This window comes from Falsihalocynthiibacter sp. CO-5D18, assembly GCF_041205445.1.
Lineage (GTDB): Bacteria > Pseudomonadota > Alphaproteobacteria > Rhodobacterales > Rhodobacteraceae > Falsihalocynthiibacter > Falsihalocynthiibacter arcticus.
In genome coordinates this window covers 332,330-349,220 of the sequence record NZ_JBGFCF010000002.1, presented here as the reverse complement: position 1 = coordinate 349,220, position 16,891 = coordinate 332,330, and the positions used below count along the sequence as shown (strand labels likewise).

The following is a 16,891-nucleotide window of genomic DNA, read 5'->3' as shown; positions in this document are numbered from 1 at the left end:
ACGCGCCCGTACAAAGGCAAAACTCCGCCATCGAGAGAGAGCAGTTAGGGAGTTTGAAATGAAAAAGATCTACGGATCAGCAGCCGAGGCCCTTGATGGCTTGCTGTTTGATGACATGTTCATCGCAGCGGGCGGGTTTGGCCTTTGCGGCATACCGGAATTGCTTTTGGCCGCAATTCGGGACGCAGGCACCAAGAATCTGACCTTTGCATCCAACAATGCGGGTGTTGACGATTTTGGTATTGGAATTTTGCTGCAAACCAAGCAGGTCAAAAAAATGTTGTCCTCATACGTCGGAGAAAACGCAGAGTTTATGCGCCAATATCTATCCGGCGAATTGGATTTGGAATTCAACCCCCAAGGAACTTTGGCGGAACGCATGCGCGCAGGCGGCTGTGGAATCCCCGGTTTCTACACCAAAACGGGCGTTGGCACCGTTATTGCAGAAGGCAAGGAACACAAAGATTTCCGTGGCGAGACCTTTATCCTTGAAGAAGGTATTTTCGCCGATCTTTCTCTCGTTAAAGCATGGAAAGCCGACGAAACTGGCAACCTCGTGTTCCGCAAAACCGCCCGTAATTTCAATCCCCCCGCCGCAATGTGCGGCAAGGTCTGTGTGGTTGAGGTTGAGGAAATTGTACCTACCGGAAGCCTTGACCCTGACTCGATCCATTTGCCCGGCATTTATGTGCATCGGATCATTCAAGGCGATCACGAGAAACGTATCGAACAACGCACAGTGCGGGGGGCCTAGACCATGTGGGATCGCAATCAAATGGCCGAACGGGCCGCGCAGGAATTACAGGACGGCTGGTACGTGAACCTTGGGATCGGCATCCCAACACTCGTTTCCAACTACATTCCCGAGGGTATCGAAGTGACTCTTCAAAGCGAGAATGGTATGTTGGGCATGGGCCCCTTCCCCATTGCAGGCGAGGAAGACGCCGACCTGATCAACGCTGGGAAACAAACGATTACCGAACTGCCGCAAACCGCATATTTTGATAGCGCGCAAAGCTTTGGCATGATCCGTGGTGGCAAAATTGCCATGGCTATTCTCGGCGCGATGGAAGTTGCCGAAAACGGCGACCTCGCGAATTGGATGATTCCGGGCAAGCTCGTCAAGGGTATGGGCGGCGCGATGGACCTTGTTGCCGGCGTCGGTCGCGTTGTGGTTGTGATGGATCACACGAATAAAAAGGGCGAAAGCAAACTTCTTAAGGAATGCACTCTACCCCTTACTGGACAAAAATGTGTTGATCGCATCATCACCAACTTGGGTGTTTTCGATGTGGTCGAGGGCGGATTAAAGCTTATTGAACTTGCCGAGGGGGTGAGCGAAGAAGACGCACGCGCCAGCACGCAAGCCACGTTGGTTTAAACCGAGATCAGAATATTTTAGGGCTGCATTTCTGGATGTGGCCCCAAATAGTAATCAAAATTTAGCTTTTTCACGGTTTTTGTTCCCAATTTGGAAACAGCATCATATTCTTGCCCTAATTAGCATCTAAATCGCAGGCAATGATGACGAGCACCCATACCCCCAAAACGGTAGAAACCGTCGCGCCCCTGCGCCTGCCACCTGTGCATAGATGGCGCGACATTGCGCTATTTGCGGGTCTTTTCGGGCTGGTGATTGCGGGGCTCTTTGGTATTGCCGCCGCAACAGGCTGGGAAGAAACGTGGACTCACATTAAAAACCTCGCCGTTTGGCAAGTTGCGATTTTGCTTCTGCTTTCCCTTGTGAACTACGTCATGCGTGGCCTGCGTTGGCATATTTTGGTGCGTCGGTTGGGGCTCGATTTGAACTTCTCTCAAAATCTACGCCATTTTCTGGGCGGCTTTGCAATGAGTGTGACCCCCGGGCGTTTGGGGGAATTCGTGCGTATGCGATGGATTCGCCGTGAAACTGGGATGCCCGCGGAAAAAACCGCGCCATTGATGTTGATGGATCGGGCGAGCGACCTCGCCGTTATGGCGCTCCTGCTGGCGATCGGTTTGCTGGCGGCGGCAAGTGGGCCCCGTGGTGCGATACCGGTTGCTATTGTCGCTTTGGTAATGGCGTTTGTGGTTACTCGCCCCGCTCTGCTAAGGTTTGTGGTGAATGGCCTTTATAAAACCATCGGCCGCAAGCCACGCTTTTTTGTCCGTGTCCGGCGCGCGTCCGACAGTCTTGCCCAATTTTCACACGGCCCTACGATGTTTATGGCGCTTATACTGGGCGGTATCGGTTGGTTCGCCGAGGGCACATCTTTTTACTATTTAATGAGTTGGCTGGGTTCGGACATTTCGCTCGCAACCTGTGTCGTGATCTTTGTCTTTTCAACACTGGCAGGTGGGCTGACGGGCGCACCGGGTGGAGTGGGTGGTGCAGAAGCGGCGATGATCGCGCTGCTGTCGCTCGAAGGCATTCCGCTTTCAATGAGTATTCCGGCGACTGCCGTAATTCGCCTAACGACCCTTTGGTTTGCGATTGCCATCGGGTTTGTGATTTTTCCAATTGCCGAGAAATATTCGAAACGAGGGGCCTATGCGCTGGAAGTCTGAAAAAGTAAGTGGATGGGGCCGCGTGTTGAGCGCATCAAGTGAAGTTGCACGTCCTGAACGGATGCATGCCTTTGAAACCCTATCCGAAGGTGATTTGGCTCCGGCATTTGGCAATTGCCGCTCTTATGGTGATGCGCCCCTAAACAACAATGGCCGCAGCATTGATATGACGCGCCTTGATCGCATCCTTGGATTTGATGCCGAAACAGGCATTTTGGAAGTCGAAGCTGGGTGCCGGTTGGGCGAGTTGACCCGCCTTTTCGCGCCCCAAGGCTGGCTTCCTGCTGTGCTTCCGGGAACAGGGTTTGCGACCATTGGCGGCGCGATCGCGATGGATGTGCACGGGAAGAACCATCACGTCGCGGGAAGTTTCGGCCAACATGTTGTCTCGATCACGCTGCTTGTAGATGGCAAGAAAAAGACAATCTCGTCCAAAAGTAATGCCTCCCTTTTCAAGGCCACTCTCGGCGGTCTAGGCCAAACGGGCATTATCCTTTCTGCTAAAATCACGATGCTGCCCTGCAAGGGCGACGTCATCATGGTGACCGAACGGCGCGTGGATGGGTTTGACGAATTCCTCTCCCTTCTCGACACCTCGTCGGCGACTTATACCGTTGGCTGGATTGACGCGACGGCCAAGGGGAACGCCTTGGGACGCGGCATTTTGGAAGAAGGAGAAACGGGGTCTGGCCTTGTACCTGCACGACAGAAATCCAAATCTATCCCCTTCAACGCGCCTAGTTTTGCGCTTTCGCCCCTCACCGTACGCCTATTCAACAAGCTGTATTTCAAACGGGTACCAGATCATGGTCGCACATTGGTTAAGCCAATCACCGATTTCTTTTTCCCCCTCGACCGGATTCACGACTGGAACAAACTCTATGGAAAACGTGGTTTTCACCAGTTTCAATGCGTCGTGCCAATTGATCAAGCCCCTGCTCTGCGCGAAATGCTCACGCAAATAGCGCATTCTGGATTGGCGAGCCCGCTTGCTGTTTTGAAACGGATGGGAGAAGGAAGCGAAGGGTTTATGTCATTCCCAATGGAAGGCTACGCCTTGGCTGTGGATTTTCCCAACACCGAAGCGGCACGCGTTTTGATCCCGCGGCTTGAAAAACTCACCGCCGAAGCCGGTGGCCGGATTTACTTGGCCAAGGATTCTATGTCCAGTGGCGTACGTATCCGCTCAATGTATCCCGATTATGAAAAATGGCGCGACGAGGTCGAAAAATCCGACCCGAATGGTGCTTTAAAAACCGACCTTATCCGCAGACTCGAGCTTAGGAGCACAAAATGACCGAAACATGGATCATTCTCGGCGCAACCTCGTCCATGGCACGCGCCTTTAGCCGTGCCGTCAGCGAAAAAGGCGCAACTGTCCTCCTTGCAGGCCGAGACATGGACGATTTGAAAACCGCGGCCTTGGATTGCAAAACGCGCGGCGCGCGCAGGGCCGAAGCCGTTAAGTTTGACGCTCGCAAGCCTGAAGGCTTTGAAGCGATCATTGAGCGAGCCTGTGCCGAAGAAGGTCTCATCAACGTCGCCTGTTTTGTCGGCTCGATGCCCGATCAATCGGAAATCGATACGGACCCGAGTTTGATTGCCGGCGTCGTTATGGACAGTTTCACAGGCCCCGCGTGTTTCTTGCAGATGATCGCCCCCGAGATGGAAGCCCGCGGTGGCGGCGCGGTCATTGGGGTCGGGTCTGTGGCTGGAGATCGAGGTCGTATTGGCAACTATGTCTACGGCGCGGCCAAAGCTGGATTTCACACCTATCTTTCGGGATTGCGCAACCGTTTGAACCGCTCTGACGTGCACGTGATGACCGTGAAGCCGGGATTTGTGGACACGGCAATGACATGGGGAGTCGAGGGCATGTTCCTTGTCGCCTCGCCCGACGATGTTGCCGCAAGCCTGCTTAAGGCCGTGAAGAAAAAGAAAAACACGCTGTATACACCGTTTTTCTGGCGCTACATCATGTTGATCATTCGCTCCATACCTGAGCCGATTTTCAAAAAGCTATCGGTCTAAAACCCGAACCACTGTTGCCATAACCCCGCTGCGTAAAACATGAGTGACAGTGTAAACATCAGGATCCCGAGTCCCTTTTTGTCTTTCAACGCAAAGATTATGGGATCGTGGTCCTGTTTGCCTTGGTAACCAAGAATTAGCATGCGCACGAGCCAAATCGAAATCGGCAAAAGTGCGAACCAAAGCAATCCTTGGGAGGGGTAGAGGCTCGCGGCGTGGTCTGTGAGGCTGTAGAGAAAAAACAAGATAAGCGCGCCGATAATGCCGATAACCCCTAGATACAAAAGGGGTTTGCGATCTTGGCGCGCATACCCTCGCCCGGGTAAGCGCGCATCATCCGTGGCGCCATGCAGTTCAGTTAATCGCTTCACACTTCCTAGGGTTATGAAAATCGGGAAGATAAACACCAACATATAAAGGGAAACGTGAACCCCTCCTGCAGCGGCACCAGCAACGACACGTAGCGTATAGAGCGTCGCAAGCATAATCACATCTACCCAGCGCATCCGCTTTAATCGCATCGAATACGCCAGTGAAATCGCCATATAGAGCACGACGATAGCCATGAACTTCGCGCCCAATAAGGAACTGATCCCTAAGGTTACAAGAGTCAGAACCACATAAAGCAACATGCCATGCTTGATGGAAACCGCACCGCTGGCAAATGGACGGTACTTCTTTTTCGCGTGGACGCGATCTGCCTCAAGATCCAAGAGATCGTTAATAATGTAGATGGACGACGCCGCCGCGGAAAAGGCCACAATGCCCAGCGCAACACTCAACCATGACGCAAGCGCGAAATCATGTGCCGCCAAAAGAGGGAGCAAAAGGAGGATATTCTTGACCCATTGATGCGGCCGCATCGCCCGAAGGACGTCTTTTGGAGCGGTGCCATCGTCGATTTCGGTAACAGTACGCCCGCGCGCGCGTAACTGGGCCGCTTCTTTTGGAGCCCCGACAACAATTGCTGAGTCGCCCTTCTCCCAAATTTGCATATCAACGGGTTCATTCCCCGCATAGTCAAACCCGCCTTCACCAAACCGTTCGACAAGGGCCGCCGCTTTTGTCGAACCCTTCATGTTTGTCACACCGTCGGAGGCAAATGTTGTGCCTGTGTGTCCGCTGACCTGCGCAACTGCGGACACCAACTTCTGGTCAGACGCCGACGCCAAATGAACGGGTCGGCCTTGCCCCTTGGCTGCTTGTGCGAGGGCCTCGACCTGTGGATTCACGGGCAACAAGTCACAATTTAGTTCGGCGATCTCGGCAAGTTTCGCCTTAAGGAGCGCGCGATCATTTATATGCGCCACGCAAACCTTGAAGGTTTTGGTTGGATGTTTACCAAGCCCAGCCCAAAAACATTCGAAGAGCATGTCGGTCTTGAGATAGGTTCCATCCACATCCAAGACCAACGGTTTCTGTTCACCCACCTGAAACCTCGTTTTTATTTGCAAAGACACACCCGTCTGAAACCAATTGCGGTGGGGTGAGGCACATTCCGCGTGCGACCTCCCAAGCAGCGAGGACTTTAGGGACGTAGCCCCGTGTCTCTGTATAGGGAGGCACACCGCCATTTTTGATAACAGCGTTTTCGCCTGCGTTATATCCAGCGAGCACCATCATTGGGTCGCCGTCGAATTTTTCCATCAGCCAATCGAGATAGGCCACGCCGCCCGTGATGTTTTGTTTGGCGTCCGTGGTGTCTTTTACGCCAAAGCGCTCAGCCGTAGCAGGCATGAGCTGCATCAGACCGTTTGCGCCAGCCGAGGACGTCACATCCGTACGCCCCCCCGATTCCACGCTGATAATGGCCAATGCCAAGGCGGGAGAGACTTTCGTGCCAATTGTTGCAATCATTATCTCTGTGCCGTGGGCAAAAGTAATATCCTGCAAGGTCTGCAAGCGGGGGCTTAGGTTTGCAAGCCCTGATGGCGCTTTTTTGAGGTGCAACACCGCCGCGCCCAACCTACCCGGCCCGGAATCTGAAATTTTTGGTGAAATAACCGACCAGTACCATTCGAAAGCATCTTTTTTGGCAATGACCTCAGCCAAGATTTTTTCACCGTCTTCTGTTTCCTCCTGAGGAGCCTCTTCACTCTCTGTTCCATACAGACGCTCGTTTAACGCACGCGCACGCGCCACGGCGGCCTCCTGCACACGGGCTTGCTCAACGGGATCAATCTGAACAGTAATTTTTGGCGGCGCCCCTCGTTGCGGGACTTTAAGGCGCTTGAAAGTAAAATCCTCTACGGGCGCTGGCGATTCCGCCTGCGCGCTCATAGCAAAACAAACTGCTACTGCTCCGAATATCCGCCCGTAGGTCCGCTTCATGCGGTTTTTATCCTGCTCGTTTATTATTTCTACGTGCAGTGTCGCAAATAAATCGGCTTCTCGCTAGCAAAACCCATGAAAAAGATTGGCAAAATGGCCATATTCTGTCCGAAGCACAACCACCACAGAAGAAAATAGGAACAATTATAAATATTAAATCCATTGTTTTCATATAGATAAATAAAAAAGTGGTAATTATTAACGTCCCCTTAAATATGTACTTTTCGTGCCCAAATGCTGCCCCAATCCGAGGGCTATATATGTACATCCAAGACGAACACGGGGCCAACAAGAGGCCGGCCTACACAACGTGAACGTCAGGGCGAATGAGCAAAATGAATTCTTAGGAGAGACACAATGACTAACTTTATCAAAAACTTCGCAAATGACGAATCCGGTGCCGTAACTGTTGACTGGGTTGTTTTGACAGCCGCAATCGTTGGCCTTGGTGTTGCAGTTCTTGCAACTGTTAAAGACGGCGTAACTACTCTGTCCGAAACAATTTCGACAGAAGTTGGCGCGATCACTGTTGACAACGGTCAACCATAAGAACAGCCGCTGACGAATAAATTCCCGCAGGATTTGGCTGCAAAAACACCAAGCAACATTCAAGATGTCGCCACAATTTGCTGCCAAACTTCATCCAAGACCTGAATTCTCAGGCAAACAAACTTAGTAAGGATTAACAACATGACTAACTTTATCAAAAACTTCGCGAACGACGAATCTGGTGCCGTAACCGTTGACTGGGTTGTTCTTACAGCTGCAATCGTTGGCTTGGGTGTCGCAGTTCTCGCAACTGTACGTGACGGCGTAACAACATTGTCGGAAACTATTTCGACACAAGTTGGCGCGATCACTGTAGACAACGGTCAGCCATAAAACCCGTACAAACTTAGGTTTGTATCCGCCGCGCTCCTTTAGTTAGGGCGCGGCATTTTTCATGGAATGCCCATTCTCAATGGACACAAACATACCGTGTGAAATGCAAAAATCTGCCACAATCCCTCCCCACAATACCTACAGATCTCGGTGAGAAAATCGGTGTTAAATGTCCTACAGAAAGAAGGAATGAAGCCATGACTAACCTTTTCAAAGCTTTTGCAAAGAGCGAATCCGGCGCAGTCACTGTTGACTGGGTCGTACTAACGGCGGGCATCGTCGGTTTAAGTATTGGTGTGATTTATTCACTCGCGAGCTCCTCATCCAATGTCGCCAGCAACATCAGCGAACAAGTGGCCGAAATTGAAGTCATTTCCGAATGATATTTGTTTCCATTTTAGAGGGAATTCATAATTTTCCCGCCGAAACTCCACGGATTTGACACAATCAGCGCGCAATATTGGTTATCGAGTAACGGCTTTTCCGACAACGTCTGAGAAAAGCAACAATAATGAAAGGGCAGAAAATGCGATTGGTTTTTGGATTGGTCCTCATGCTTGGCTTAGGCCTAGCTGGTTTCGCAGTATATACCGCAAAGGGCTTCATTGAAGGCAAAGAAAACCAGTTGGCCCGCGAACGCGCTGCTGCTGCGAAAATTGTTCCGACACTTGATGTTTATGTTACGACACGCCGCGTAGTATATGGCGAGCGTCTTACTCTCAAAGATATCAAGACCATTGCCTGGCCAGAAAACGCGATCCCTGAGGGTGCTTTCACCTCGGAAGAAGCGCTTTTCTCTAAGGGGAAAGATGAGCCACGTACAGTATTACGCACCATGGAGCTCGGAGAGCCCATCATGGCTGTAAAAGTTACCGCCCCCGGCGAAGATGCTGGAATTACATCGCGGCTAACCAAAGGAATGCGCGCGTTTGCCATCAAAGTTGACGTCACAACAGGTGTTTCCGGGTTCTTGCGTCCGGGTGATCAGGTTGACGTTTATTGGTCCGGTTCTAGCAACGGTAATGATGTGACCAAACTTATCGAAACCAATGTTCAGTTGATTGCCGTCGATCAGACCGCGAATTCGGACCGCTCCGATGCGGCGATTGCACGAAACGTAACTGTAGAGATCACGCCACAGCAGGTTGCGGCATTGGCGCAAGCGCAAGCAACCGGTCGCCTTGCCCTGTCACTTGTCGGGGCTCAGGATGACACAGTTGCTGATGCAAATATCGAAATCAACCAACGAGACCTATTGGGCATTGTTACCCAACAAGTCGTGGAAGTCGAACAACAAGAAGTTTGTACTATTCGAACACGCCGAGGCGCAGAAGTTGTGGAAATTCCAATTCCCTGTACCAATTAGAACATTCTAAAAATCTGAAGGGCGCACACTCTATATAGAGTCTGCGCCCGAACCCAATCACAACAGATTGTTTTGTGTTGCGACTTATCCACATCAATATCCCCCCTCAATGCTTTGATTCTTGCAATGAAAATTGCTTTGCGTCATTGTAGCTTTAAAATGGGCAACAAAAGACCCAATAAATAGAGGCGTGGTCGGAGAGGCGGGATCACAATGATGATCAAAAAAATACTTACAGCAGCATGTTTTGGCGCAATTTTGGGCTCAGCAGTCCCACTATCAGCACAAGCAGAAACACTTAAAGTCCTGCGGGGGTCGACCTCAACTGCGTTGAGCGTCCCGATGAACCGCGCGGTCGTTGTGGAAAGCGAAACTCCTTTTGCGGAACTTTCCATCGCAAACCCAGGAATCGCGGACATTTCCACACTTTCTGATCGAACGATCTATGTTTTGGGCAAAGCGCCCGGACGGACGACGTTGACCCTTCTTGGAGGCGACGGAAATCTTCTTACAAACGTAGAAGTTCAGGTCACGCCAGACATTGCTGAATTCAAAGAGCGTTTGAAACAAATCCTTCCGAGCGAGCAGATTCAAGTCCGCACAGCAAATGACGGTATAGTCCTTTCTGGTACGGTATCGAGCATTGCACGTTTGGATCGTGCGATGGACCTTGCGCAAAGATACGCTCCTGAGCGCGTCTCCAACCTCATGGTTGTTGGCGGAAATCAGCAAGTCATGCTGAAAGTTCGCTTTGCCGAGATGAACCGCTCCGTACGCAAAAGTCTAAGTGCAAGCGTCGGTGTTACGGGTCTCATCGCAAATGGTTCGGTTGGCACAACGGCAGGGTCTGGCCAGTATGCCAACAGCACGCTGTTAAACAACGCGATCAATAATGGGTCCACAGCTTCGACCAACGCTGGTGATCGTGCTGGCGCGATGCTCTTTGGCTTCAATGCGGGCGCAACACAAGTTGCCGTAATGCTCGAAGCCCTTGAAAGCAAAGGTGTTGTTCGTACGCTCGCAGAACCAAACTTGACGGCTATTTCCGGACAAGAAGCTAAATTCTTGGCGGGTGGTGAATACCCTGTTCCAGTCGCAAGTGAAACATCAAGCGGTGGATCAACAACAACGGTTGAATATAAACCCTTCGGTATTTCGCTAAACTTCATTCCACGCGTTGTTGATAATGACATCATAAACCTGTCGCTCAACGCCTCGGTTTCGAGCCTCGATACTTCAAACGGTATTGACGTGAACGGCTTCCGCATTGACGCCTTCAAAACGCGCGAAACCTCGACAACAGTTGAGATGCGCGACGGTGAGAGTTTTGCCATCGCCGGTTTGCTAATGGATGACTTTCAGGACCTTAACAGTCAGGTTCCATGGGTCGGGGACATCCCTATTCTTGGATCTCTTTTCCGCAGCGCCGAATACCAACGGGCCCAAACTGAACTTGTGATCATCATCACACCTCACTTGGTGACCCCAACGCGCGGCGAAGCCCTTGCTCTTCCAACGGATCGCATTCGAATCCCGACTGAAAGTGAGCTCTTTCTCTTTGGCAAAGTTGCCGGTTCAAAAACACCTAAAGGCGTTGCCGGGGAAGTTGCCAAGCAAGAATTTGGCGGATCCTACGGTTACGTGATGGAGTAAGTAAATGCAGCGGTTTATGTCTAAAGCAGCCTTCGTAAAATCTTTCGCAATGGTTAGTCTAGTTGCAGTCGCCTCTTGTAGTACAGAAGCTGGCTCGGAATTGGACGAGGGCAGTTTCGGAAACCCGACCATGAACAATATATTGGTCGAAACCGGGCAAAAATCTTATGCCGTTGATTTGGCAAAGCGTTTTGCTGAAGAAACACCGTCAACAATCAATTTCGCATTCAACTCATCCCAGTTGGATGACAACGCCCGCGCCGCACTTGCGATTCAGGCAAAATGGATTGCCCAGTTCCCTGAAATGAAGTTCAAAGTCTATGGCCACACCGATCTGGTTGGCTCTGTGGCTTACAACAAGGCCTTGGGACTGCGCCGCGCACAAGCTGCGGTTAACTATATCGAAAGTCAGGGAATTAGCCGCAGTCGCCTTGCGGCTGTTGTATCATACGGTAAGTCTCAGCCTTTAATTGATACCAACAATCCAAATCGCGAAAACCGTCGTACAGTTACTGAGGTGGACGGTTTCTTAAAGAATCACCCAACCGTACTCAATGGTAAGTATGCAGAAGTGGTTTTCCGCGAGTATGTTGCAAGCGCAACTTACCAAACCGAACTGACTGGGACGGGTGCTGCCGGAAACAGTCAATAGTCTCAAGATACCGCACAATTATAGCTTTTTGGCCCTAATGTTGCCCAGATTGACTGCCATTCTCAAAAAATGGGAGCAGTACACGCAGAATGACTTGCGTGTATGGGCGACAACGGGACGATCCATCACTTGAGCAGTGTAATGTGGGTTGTCATTTAGAACCGTTTTCGTCCTTTAACAGAAGGACGTGAGGCAAATGACGAGTAACGCAATGCTGCAGCCAGAGTTGGCACCGATCGTAGCGTGTACCATCTCTCGCGATGTGCAAAACTTCGATCTTTTGATCGAGGACATGGAAACAGAACTCGGCGAGAGCTGGGGAGACTTGACGTTCCAAGACGCACTCGCTTTTTTAGGACAAGATGAAGCCCAAGGGCTTGAGTTCGTCGCCATCGCGGTTGACGACCAAGACGAAGAGGACCTGTCCCTAATATCCAACCTGATCACTGCGGCGAAAACCTCGGAAGTTAAGGTGATATTAATCGCCGACGATGTGAGCCCCATTGCTCTGCACAAATTATTGCGGTTGGGCGCGGATGATTTCATCCCCTACCCGCTTCCAGAAAACGAACTGCATGAGGCCATCGAACGGCTTCGCCAGAAACCGAGCCTTGCAGCCGCAGCGGTGGCGGAGGTTCCACTTACGACCACGCTTAAGGCGACCAATGACCATAGTGGCGTTGTTCTACCGGTCCACGGACTTGCCGGAGGCACTGGCGCGACTACTTTCGCTGTGAACTTGGCGTGGGAACTCGCGACAATCGACAAAAAGAACCCACCGCGCGTGTGTTTGCTTGATCTGGATTTCCAGTTTGGATCCGCATCCACATTCCTGGATTTACCGCGTCGCGACCTCGTTTACGAAATGTTGACGGATACCGACACGATGGACAGTGAAAGCTTCATGCATACGCTTTTGTCCTATAACGAGAAGCTCCACGTGCTGACGGCGCCTGCGGAAATCTTGCCGCTGGATATTATTGGCCCGGAAGAAGTACTAAAAATCGTTGAAACCGCACGGACCAACTTCGATTACGTGGTCATTGATATGCCTTCGACTTTGGTTGCGTGGACAGAAGCGGTTCTTCAGCAAGCGCATATTTACTTCGCGATGGTAGAATTGGACATGCGCTCTGCCCAAAACGCATTGCGGATGATCCGCGCCCTGAAGGCAGAACAACTGCCCTACGAGAAAATGCGTTTCGTACTCAATCGTGGGCCAAAATTCACGGATATTGCGGGAAAAACGCGGGTCAAGCGGATGGCGGAAAGCCTGGATATACACATCGAAGTCCAGCTGCCAGACGGCGGCAAGCAGATCGTGCAAGCAAATGACCACGGTCAACCGCTAGCCGAAAGCGCTCCGAAGTCTCCGCTTCGCAAAGAAATTCACAAACTGGCCCTGTCGCTACACAAGCACAATTTGGCTGAAGCTACAGGATCGTAAGGGGTTACCATGTTTTCACGTTACAGCAAAAAAGACGCCGTCACTTCAGCAGCTAAACTTGTGGAGGCCGCTCCAAAGGTTACTTCGAGCGCGCCCAAAGCGCCGAGCCTTCGCAAGGCTTTGGTCGCAGGAGCCGCTGCGCCCCAAGACAAAGAAGTTAAACGCAAATCCCGTCTCAGCGAGATCAAAGTTGAGATTCACAGTCGCCTATTGGACAACCTGAACTTAGCGGCCTTGGAAAAAGCGAGCGAAAAAGATTTGCGCGCCGAAATTCTTGCCATAGCAAGTGAGTCCCTGGAAGATATGGGAGTTGTTCTCAATCGCGAAGAGCGGGCGGCGCTGAACGGAGAGCTTTTTGACGAAGTGACCGGCCTTGGCCCGCTCGAACCTCTCCTGAGGGATGAGACCGTGAACGATATTCTCGTGAATGGCCCACAGCAAATATTCGTGGAGCGCGACGGGAAACTGGAACTCACCAGCATCACTTTCAAGGACGAAAAGCACCTTCTGCGGATCATCGACAAAATTGTTTCCGCCGTTGGCCGTCGTGTTGATGAGAGCAACCCTTACGTGGATGCGCGGCTTCAAGATGGCTCTCGTTTTAACGCCATGGTGCCCCCTGTTGCCGTAGACGGCAGCTTGGTTTCAATTCGTAAGTTCAAAAAGGACAAGCTGGGCATTGATGATCTGGTAAACTTCGGTGCCTTCACCGAGGAAATGGCCGCCTATCTTCAGGCCGCCGTTGCCACGCGCCTGAACATCATCGTTTCTGGCGGTACTGGCTCGGGTAAGACCACAACGTTAAACGCGCTTTCGTCCTTCATTGATAACGCCGAACGCATCCTAACAATCGAGGATACGGCGGAGCTTCAACTCCAGCAAACACATGTTGGACGCATGGAGAGTCGCCCGCCAAACGTTGAGGGCAAAGGCGAAGTTTCCGCGCGCGACTGTTTGAAAAACGCCCTTCGGATGCGCCCAGATCGCATCATCGTTGGGGAGACGCGTGGCGAAGAAGTTATCGACATGTTGCAAGCCATGAACACGGGCCACGACGGCTCTATGACCACAATCCACGCCAACTCGGCGCGTGATGGTGTCAGCCGTCTGGAAAATATGATCGCGATGGCCGGCATTGAGATGCCGCTCAAGGCTGTGCGCAGCCAGATTTCTTCGGCTGTTAACCTCATCGTTCAAGCCAGCCGCCTTCAAGATGGCTCGCGCCGCATGACCTCGATCACCGAGATCACGGGCATGGAAGGCGACGTGATTTCGATGCAGGAAATATTTAGATATCAACGTGTTGGACTAACCCCCGACAACAAAATCATTGGTCACTTCACAGCCACAGGTGTGCGCAGCCACTTCTCAGAGCGGTTCCGCATGTGGGGTTATGATTTGCCAGCCACCTTGTTTGAACCCACCAAAATGGCCGCGGAGTAAATGTTATGATTATCAGTGCAGCCCCTCTGATTTACGTCCTCATTTTCGTATCGGTATTGGTCCTTGTTGAAGGGATCTACCTGACGGTTTTTGGCAAATCCATTAGCTTGAACAGTCGCGTAAACCGACGCCTTGATATGCTGGAAAAAGGCGGCGGGCGGGAACAAGTTCTCGAACAACTTCGCAAGGAAATGGGGCAACACCTCAAATCGCGCGGCATTCCTCTCTATTCACTGTTGGCTGTTAAGGCGCAAAAAGCGAACATCGCCTTTTCACCCGCACAGCTCATTCTCGTGATGGTCGGGATGGCGGGCGTAGCCTTCCTCGGCCTGACAATCGCCACGGGGGCTTCCGCGCCAATTCGCGTTGGACTCGCAATCTTGATGGGTATCACCGCCGTTTTTATGTGGGTGAATGGCAAAGCCAAAAAACGTATGGCACTGCTCGAAGAGCAACTGCCTGACGCAGTTGAGTTGATGGTGCGCTCCCTGCGTGTTGGGCACCCCTTTTCGTCTGCAATTTCCATTGTCGCAAAAGAAGTTGCCGATCCCTTGGGAACCGAAATGGGCGTCATTGCCGATGAAAATGCCTATGGTCGCGACGTTGGCGAAGCGCTAAAACACTTGGCCGAGCGCATGGATATGCAGGATTTACGCTTCCTAGCGGTTGCCGTGACAATCCAGCAGGTATCAGGTGGTAACTTGGCCGAAATTCTGGACGGGTTGGCAAAAGTTATCCGGGCGCGTTTCAAACTTTTCCGCCGCGTGAATGCGATTACCGCAGAGGCTAAATGGTCTGGTATGTTCCTCTCCGGCTTCCCGCTTTTGGCCCTTGTTGGCATCAGCGTCCTTCAGCCAGATTACTATGACGGCGTGAAAGAAACCTCTGTCTTTATCCCCGCTTGCCTCGTTGTGGCTGGCTTCCTCACGGCGAACATTTTCGTAATGAGATCGCTTGTGAACATCAAAGTTTAGATCGGAGCACATCATGGGACTTATTGATACTTTCAAAACAATGCTGATCGACAACTTTGGGGATGTCACTGTCGGGCTTGCGATTATTGCGGGCGCCCTCGGAATTCTCCTCATTTTGGGCACCCTTCCGTTCTTAATGCGCAAGACGGTCGACCCATTGGACAAGCTGCGCCAGACACGGACCAATGGTGAGCAAGGCAAAACGCAAGCCTTGCGGTCGGGCAAGAACGACAAGTTGGAAAAATATTCCAACTTCTTGGAGCCACAAGACGAAGAAGAATACTCCGCTGTGCGCTTGAAACTTTTACAGGCTGGTTATCGCGATAAAACCTCGGTGCGCACCTATCATTTTGCACAATTCGCATTGGGTATTTTGGCGCTTATCCTTGGGGCCATCTATACTTTGACCCAATCAGGTTCAGAAGATGCGGGCCTGCAATCGTCGATGATGAGCATCCTCCTTCCCGGAATTATCGGTTATATGGCCCCAAAATACTGGGTAAACCGTCGTCTCCAAATGCGCCAAGAGGCGATCATCAACGGCTTTCCTGACTCCCTCGACTTGATGCTCGTCTGCGTCGAGGCGGGGCAATCCATGGACCAATCCATCCTCCGCGTAAGTGAAGAAATCCGCGCAGGATTTCCAGATTTGGCCGATGAGTTTGCCATCGTTGCCCACGAATCCAAAGCGGGTAAGGACAAGGTGCAGGTTCTCAACGACATGGCCGAACGCTGTGGTGTGCAAGACGTACGTAGTTTTGTGACCGTTTTGAATCAGTCCCAGACCTTCGGGACATCCATTTCCGATGCGCTCCGTGTCTATGCTGAAGAAATGCGCGACAAACGGGTGATGCGGGCCGAAGAAAAGGCCAACAAATTGCCAACAAAAATGACTTTGGCCACGATGATGCTGACAGTTCCGCCACTATTGATAATTCTTATTGGCCCATCGGTTTATGGTATTGCCACAACACTAGGAAGTGCGGGACTCTAGGTGGCATGACAGCCACGAAATTTGTTCTCCTCTTTGCCAGCCTCTTCTTAACCGCCTGTGATCCCACGGGCGGTTCTGGCGTGAATGGTACTCTCGCTCCCGGTGTTAGCTCCGAAAACGGCGTAGATGGCCTTCTCGTAGGACACCGATTGATGGAAGCTGGCGAATATGAACTCGCCCTCAAAGCCTATTTACGCGCCGCCACCGAGCAGGGAATGACCATAGATGTGCTCAGCGCGCTTGGTTCGGTGAACCTGCGTCTTGGCCGATTGGGGCAATCTGAAAAACTGTTGCGACAAGCAGTGAAGAAGGATCCGACTTTCGTTCCCGCATGGAACAACCTCGGGGTTGTCCTGATGGAAACGGGCCAAACGGGTGAAGCCAGCCGCGTATTCCAAACGGCTTATGCCTTGGATAGTGGCGAAAGCGACTCAATTCGCAAAAATCTTCGCTTAGCGCTCGAAAAAATTGACAATACGACCTATGCTGAGGAAGATGTAAGTAATTACGAGTTGGTTCGGCGTGGTAGCAGCAGCTATTTACTCCTCGCGACTCCACGAGAGAATTGAGC

18 protein-coding genes are annotated in these 16,891 nt (G+C 51.7%); 16 read left to right on the top strand and 2 right to left on the bottom strand.

Annotation, left to right across the window (positions count from 1 at the left end; all coding sequences use genetic code 11):
* Positions 1-58: 58 nt before the first annotated feature.
* The 5 genes from AB9F27_RS04240 to AB9F27_RS04220 all read left to right on the top strand — a co-directional run bounded on the left by AB9F27_RS04240 (position 59) and on the right by AB9F27_RS04220 (position 4,578).
* Positions 59-754 carry a CoA transferase subunit A gene (locus AB9F27_RS04240; RefSeq protein WP_335585014.1) on the top strand — a complete coding sequence of 232 codons (696 nt, stop codon included), beginning with the start codon at positions 59-61 and terminating at the stop codon, positions 752-754.
* A gap of 3 nt (positions 755-757) precedes the next feature.
* The gene (locus AB9F27_RS04235) at positions 758-1,381 is read left to right on the top strand and encodes a CoA transferase subunit B (RefSeq protein WP_039001478.1); all 624 of its coding nucleotides are present in this window, start codon (positions 758-760) and stop codon (positions 1,379-1,381) included.
* A gap of 143 nt (positions 1,382-1,524) precedes the next feature.
* Positions 1,525-2,547, top strand: coding sequence for a lysylphosphatidylglycerol synthase transmembrane domain-containing protein (locus AB9F27_RS04230; protein ID WP_335585015.1), 1,023 nt, complete (start codon positions 1,525-1,527; stop codon positions 2,545-2,547).
* A complete protein-coding gene (locus AB9F27_RS04225; protein ID WP_335585016.1) occupies positions 2,531-3,844 on the top strand; it encodes an FAD-binding oxidoreductase in 1,314 nt (437 codons plus the stop codon). The genes AB9F27_RS04230 and AB9F27_RS04225 overlap by 17 nt, the downstream gene beginning before the upstream one ends.
* A complete protein-coding gene (locus AB9F27_RS04220) occupies positions 3,841-4,578 on the top strand; it encodes an SDR family NAD(P)-dependent oxidoreductase (RefSeq protein WP_335585017.1) in 738 nt (245 codons plus the stop codon). Before AB9F27_RS04225 ends, AB9F27_RS04220 begins: the two co-directional genes overlap by 4 nt.
* Here the strand turns inward: AB9F27_RS04220 and AB9F27_RS04215 are convergent.
* The gene (locus tag AB9F27_RS04215) at positions 4,575-6,008 is read right to left on the bottom strand and encodes a UbiA family prenyltransferase (protein ID WP_335585018.1); all 1,434 of its coding nucleotides are present in this window, start codon (positions 6,006-6,008) and stop codon (positions 4,575-4,577) included. The two genes, AB9F27_RS04220 and AB9F27_RS04215, sit on opposite strands and share 4 nt — an antisense overlap.
* A complete protein-coding gene (locus AB9F27_RS04210) occupies positions 6,001-6,909 on the bottom strand; it encodes a lytic transglycosylase domain-containing protein (RefSeq protein WP_335585019.1) in 909 nt (302 codons plus the stop codon). Before AB9F27_RS04210 ends, AB9F27_RS04215 begins: the two co-directional genes overlap by 8 nt.
* A 357-nt stretch (positions 6,910-7,266) precedes the next feature.
* Here AB9F27_RS04210 and AB9F27_RS04205 point away from each other — a divergent pair, with 357 nt between their 5' ends.
* From AB9F27_RS04205 to AB9F27_RS04155, 11 genes are all read left to right on the top strand, one after another.
* On the top strand, positions 7,267-7,458 hold the full coding sequence (locus tag AB9F27_RS04205) for a Flp family type IVb pilin (protein ID WP_369755003.1): 192 nt from the start codon (positions 7,267-7,269) through the stop codon (positions 7,456-7,458).
* A 141-nt stretch (positions 7,459-7,599) separates the two neighbouring features.
* Positions 7,600-7,791: a Flp family type IVb pilin gene (locus AB9F27_RS04200; RefSeq protein ID WP_369755004.1), complete on the top strand. Its 192-nt coding sequence runs from the start codon at positions 7,600-7,602 to the stop codon at positions 7,789-7,791.
* Positions 7,792-7,988: 197 nt separating this feature from the next.
* Complete coding sequence (locus AB9F27_RS04195; protein ID WP_335585022.1) at positions 7,989-8,174, top strand: hypothetical protein; 186 nt, start codon at positions 7,989-7,991, stop codon at positions 8,172-8,174.
* Between the two features lie 143 nt (positions 8,175-8,317).
* Complete coding sequence (gene cpaB, locus AB9F27_RS04190) at positions 8,318-9,157, top strand: Flp pilus assembly protein CpaB (RefSeq protein WP_335585023.1); 840 nt, start codon at positions 8,318-8,320, stop codon at positions 9,155-9,157.
* Between the two features lie 213 nt (positions 9,158-9,370).
* Positions 9,371-10,810: a type II and III secretion system protein family protein gene (locus tag AB9F27_RS04185; RefSeq protein WP_335585024.1), complete on the top strand. Its 1,440-nt coding sequence runs from the start codon at positions 9,371-9,373 to the stop codon at positions 10,808-10,810.
* A gap of 4 nt (positions 10,811-10,814) precedes the next feature.
* On the top strand, positions 10,815-11,462 hold the full coding sequence (locus AB9F27_RS04180; protein ID WP_335585025.1) for an OmpA family protein: 648 nt from the start codon (positions 10,815-10,817) through the stop codon (positions 11,460-11,462).
* 196 nt (positions 11,463-11,658) lie between these two features.
* Entirely contained in the window at positions 11,659-12,909 is a 1,251-nt protein-coding gene (locus AB9F27_RS04175; RefSeq protein WP_335585026.1) for an AAA family ATPase, read from the top strand.
* Positions 12,910-12,918: 9 nt separating this feature from the next.
* The gene (locus tag AB9F27_RS04170) at positions 12,919-14,352 is read left to right on the top strand and encodes a CpaF family protein (RefSeq protein WP_335585027.1); all 1,434 of its coding nucleotides are present in this window, start codon (positions 12,919-12,921) and stop codon (positions 14,350-14,352) included.
* A 5-nt stretch (positions 14,353-14,357) separates the two neighbouring features.
* The gene (locus AB9F27_RS04165) at positions 14,358-15,326 is read left to right on the top strand and encodes a type II secretion system F family protein (protein ID WP_335585028.1); all 969 of its coding nucleotides are present in this window, start codon (positions 14,358-14,360) and stop codon (positions 15,324-15,326) included.
* A gap of 13 nt (positions 15,327-15,339) precedes the next feature.
* Positions 15,340-16,320 carry a type II secretion system F family protein gene (locus tag AB9F27_RS04160; RefSeq protein WP_039001489.1) on the top strand — a complete coding sequence of 327 codons (981 nt, stop codon included), beginning with the start codon at positions 15,340-15,342 and terminating at the stop codon, positions 16,318-16,320.
* A gap of 5 nt (positions 16,321-16,325) precedes the next feature.
* Complete coding sequence (locus AB9F27_RS04155; RefSeq protein ID WP_369757575.1) at positions 16,326-16,889, top strand: tetratricopeptide repeat protein; 564 nt, start codon at positions 16,326-16,328, stop codon at positions 16,887-16,889.
* Positions 16,890-16,891 lie beyond the last annotated feature (2 nt).

What these genes read in the sequence shown, in the direction of transcription:
- AB9F27_RS04240 (WP_335585014.1), top strand. Translation starts at nt 59, where the DNA reads ATGAAAAAGATCTACGGATCAGCAGCCGAGGCCCTTGATGGCTTGCTG.
- AB9F27_RS04235 (WP_039001478.1), top strand. Translation starts at nt 758, where the DNA reads ATGTGGGATCGCAATCAAATGGCCGAACGGGCCGCGCAGGAATTACAG.
- AB9F27_RS04230 (WP_335585015.1), top strand. Translation starts at nt 1,525, where the DNA reads ATGACGAGCACCCATACCCCCAAAACGGTAGAAACCGTCGCGCCCCTG.
- AB9F27_RS04225 (WP_335585016.1), top strand. Translation starts at nt 2,531, where the DNA reads ATGCGCTGGAAGTCTGAAAAAGTAAGTGGATGGGGCCGCGTGTTGAGC.
- AB9F27_RS04220 (WP_335585017.1), top strand. Translation starts at nt 3,841, where the DNA reads ATGACCGAAACATGGATCATTCTCGGCGCAACCTCGTCCATGGCACGC.
- AB9F27_RS04210 (WP_335585019.1), bottom strand. Translation starts at nt 6,909, where the DNA reads ATGAAGCGGACCTACGGGCGGATATTCGGAGCAGTAGCAGTTTGTTTT.
- AB9F27_RS04205 (WP_369755003.1), top strand. Translation starts at nt 7,267, where the DNA reads ATGACTAACTTTATCAAAAACTTCGCAAATGACGAATCCGGTGCCGTA.
- AB9F27_RS04200 (WP_369755004.1), top strand. Translation starts at nt 7,600, where the DNA reads ATGACTAACTTTATCAAAAACTTCGCGAACGACGAATCTGGTGCCGTA.
- AB9F27_RS04195 (WP_335585022.1), top strand. Translation starts at nt 7,989, where the DNA reads ATGACTAACCTTTTCAAAGCTTTTGCAAAGAGCGAATCCGGCGCAGTC.
- cpaB (WP_335585023.1), top strand. Translation starts at nt 8,318, where the DNA reads ATGCGATTGGTTTTTGGATTGGTCCTCATGCTTGGCTTAGGCCTAGCT.
- AB9F27_RS04185 (WP_335585024.1), top strand. Translation starts at nt 9,371, where the DNA reads ATGATGATCAAAAAAATACTTACAGCAGCATGTTTTGGCGCAATTTTG.
- AB9F27_RS04180 (WP_335585025.1), top strand. Translation starts at nt 10,815, where the DNA reads ATGCAGCGGTTTATGTCTAAAGCAGCCTTCGTAAAATCTTTCGCAATG.
- AB9F27_RS04175 (WP_335585026.1), top strand. Translation starts at nt 11,659, where the DNA reads ATGACGAGTAACGCAATGCTGCAGCCAGAGTTGGCACCGATCGTAGCG.
- AB9F27_RS04170 (WP_335585027.1), top strand. Translation starts at nt 12,919, where the DNA reads ATGTTTTCACGTTACAGCAAAAAAGACGCCGTCACTTCAGCAGCTAAA.
- AB9F27_RS04165 (WP_335585028.1), top strand. Translation starts at nt 14,358, where the DNA reads ATGATTATCAGTGCAGCCCCTCTGATTTACGTCCTCATTTTCGTATCG.
- AB9F27_RS04160 (WP_039001489.1), top strand. Translation starts at nt 15,340, where the DNA reads ATGGGACTTATTGATACTTTCAAAACAATGCTGATCGACAACTTTGGG.
- AB9F27_RS04155 (WP_369757575.1), top strand. Translation starts at nt 16,326, where the DNA reads ATGACAGCCACGAAATTTGTTCTCCTCTTTGCCAGCCTCTTCTTAACC.